The organism is Myxacorys chilensis, from assembly GCF_059505265.1.
In genome coordinates, this window is the sequence record NZ_JCACKG010000256.1 from 1 (window position 1) to 2583 (window position 2583).

Consider the following 2583-nt stretch of genomic DNA (forward strand, 5'->3'; position numbering starts at 1 on the left):
TTTATTTCACTGCCTTGCTGATTGAACTTCGCTGAAATGTCAACACAACCTAGTGAACTTTAGGTGGTCGAGTGCGATCGCGCCTAAACTCTATTCCTTACGCTCTTAGCCTTGACGCTCCTTTCTATTGTTTAGATCGTGCAGAATCTCGGTGAACTGGGATTTATAGAAGTAGCATCTTTTGATTTCTTCTCAGTGAATTCTCTTAAGGAAGAGCTATTCGCTGAAACCGCAGTTTCAAACGCTATTTCATCCATGTTTCTGTTGCCGCTTATTCCAGTTCCCGTCCAGTTTGCTCAACTGCCTGTCGCTCCTCTTTTGCGTCCTACAAGCATTTTTCCGCAAGCTCTCCCGGCTCAAGAGGCTTTGCCGCTTCAACAGGAACTTCCTGCTCAAAAGATCATTCAGGCTCAAGAAGTTCGAGTGCTGCCGGGTGCGCTAGACGAAGTTCCCGTTTTCAACAGCAACAGTCCAGAAATCGTCACAACTGAAGGCATTCTGCTCTCCACCTTTCCGCCTACCGGAAAACGAATCCCGTCTGCTCACCTAAACTTTGTGTTTAACGGCAGATTTGATATTTTCTCCCATCACATTTCCAAAGCGGGTCGTTCAGATCAAACGCGATCGCTCTTTCAAGGCATTCTGCTCTACAATCCCACTTCTCGCCCCGTTCAAATTGAAGTCTTACAAGCAGCGACGTATCTTACTCGCCCCGACGCGCTCTTTGTCGATTTGCCAGCTTATGTTGAAGACCCACTCGGTAACGTATTTGCTGGCCCCGGCAGCCGAGTCGCCAACGACATTTTACGAGGACGCAAACAAGGCAGTCTGCCGTCTTCCATCCTTCTTCCTGCTGGGCAAACTCAGCTTCTAATGAGTCTCCCCATCCCTGCGGGCACCGTTCCTCCCACATCAAATGGACGGTCTACCTTAATGCGGCTTTCGAGCAATGGTGCCGTTCACGTGGCGACCCTAGCGATGTTTGCTCCCCTCAATCTTGACAAGACAGAGCGCATCCCCACCCTAGAAGAATGGCAAACTCTACTGAATAATGGCGCTTTAGCGGGTCTGCGTGACCTTCCGCCTACTCTAAATGTAAAGCGCAGATCTTGCGGATTTCTACCTTGTCTCGATCGCATCACCTATGGTCGTGTTTCAGGTGTAGCGAGGGGGTCTCTCTGGCAAGCAAAACTCATCGATAGTCCCAGCAAAGGTTATCTCAGCATTCCGCAGCAAGGACGAGCGTTTTCCTACGGTCTCAGCACCGTTGAGCAAGGAACCTTTGGAACAGGGCAAATTCAAAGTGCGCCAATGCTTGTTCGGTATCCTGACACAGCCTATTTAGCTAATGGGAATTATGGCGTTCAATACAGCCTGACCCTGCCTCTTCGCAATACGACTCAACAGAATCAAAGGGTTGCGATCGCGTTTGAAACTCCCATCAAGCAGGATAAAGCTAAAAACCAGCTTCTTTTCCTATCCGTTCCCGAATCAAGAATCTCCTTTCGAGGAACAGTTCGCCTTCGCTACATGGATGATGGTGCCGCTCCCCAAACGCGCTACATTCACTTGGTGCAACGACGCGGACAACAAGGCGAACCGTTAGTTACGCTGATGATGAAACCGAGTGAGCAGCGATCAGTAGAAGTGGACTTCTTATATCCTCCCGATGCTACTCCCCCTCAAGTCTTGACCGTCAAAACTCTAGATATACTCAATAGTCAAACTAAAAAGTAAAGCGCGACTGGCTTTCTTACTATCGTCCAACTCCCTATGTCTGTTCGAGCGCCTGAAACTATAACTGTTCAACCGTGGCTGTACTGGTCACTTCTTCCAATTCATCGTTCGCTTCTCAAGACCTACTTTAGTTCAATTACAATCACAGGACGCGAACACCTGCCCGCGAAAGGTCCCGTTGTTCTAGCGTCAAAGCACTTTAGCCGTTGGGATCCTCTGATTCTGTCCCTTCTCAGTACCGAACCGCTTCGATTTATGACAGATGCACAGCAATTCCAGGGGGTTCAAGGCTGGCTGATCAAACGACTCGGAGCATTTCCTGTAGATCGAACCCGTCCGAGCATCTCTAGCTTTCGTAATGCAATCGATTTGCTTCATTGCGATCGTAAACTCGTAATCTTTCCGGAAGGCGGAATCGTTAGAGATCAGCCTCTACGAGCCTTTAAACTTGGATTGGCACGGTTAGTCCTTCAAGCAGAGGCAACTTCTCCTGAAAAAATCTCTGTGCCAATCGTCCCGATCGCTCTACATTACAGCCCCGACTCATCTGCTAGAGCTAAAGTTTTCATTCGAGTCTGCTCCAAACTTCATTCCCACAACTACCAACAGGCGAACGAAAAGCAAACTGCTCAATCCCTAACTAATGCCCTATACGAGTCCATATTAGAAGGACTAAAAGTGATCAAAGCTCAATCTGAGAAGATGCAGTAGTTTGAATGTCCTTAGTAAGAGCTTAGCTTTGAAGACTGAATCCCTTTCTCTGACTGTATTTGAGCCTTACCTTCTTATATTTTCCAAATTTCCCTATCGAACAGCTTGACACCCTTATATTTCTATTGTTATATT

2 protein-coding genes are annotated in these 2583 nt (G+C 47.7%); both read left to right on the forward strand.

Going from position 1 to position 2583, the window contains the following annotated elements; all coding sequences use genetic code 11:
• The first annotated feature begins 195 nt into the window (after positions 1-195).
• Entirely contained in the window at positions 196-1737 is a 1542-nt protein-coding gene (locus tag AC5JLB_RS26500) for a DUF3370 domain-containing protein (protein ID WP_495876825.1), read from the forward strand.
• Between the two features lie 36 nt (positions 1738-1773).
• Positions 1774-2448 (forward strand): lysophospholipid acyltransferase family protein, encoded by a 675-nt coding sequence (locus AC5JLB_RS26505; RefSeq protein WP_495876826.1) that lies wholly within the window; start codon positions 1774-1776, stop codon positions 2446-2448.
• The last annotated feature ends 135 nt before the right edge of the window (positions 2449-2583 follow it).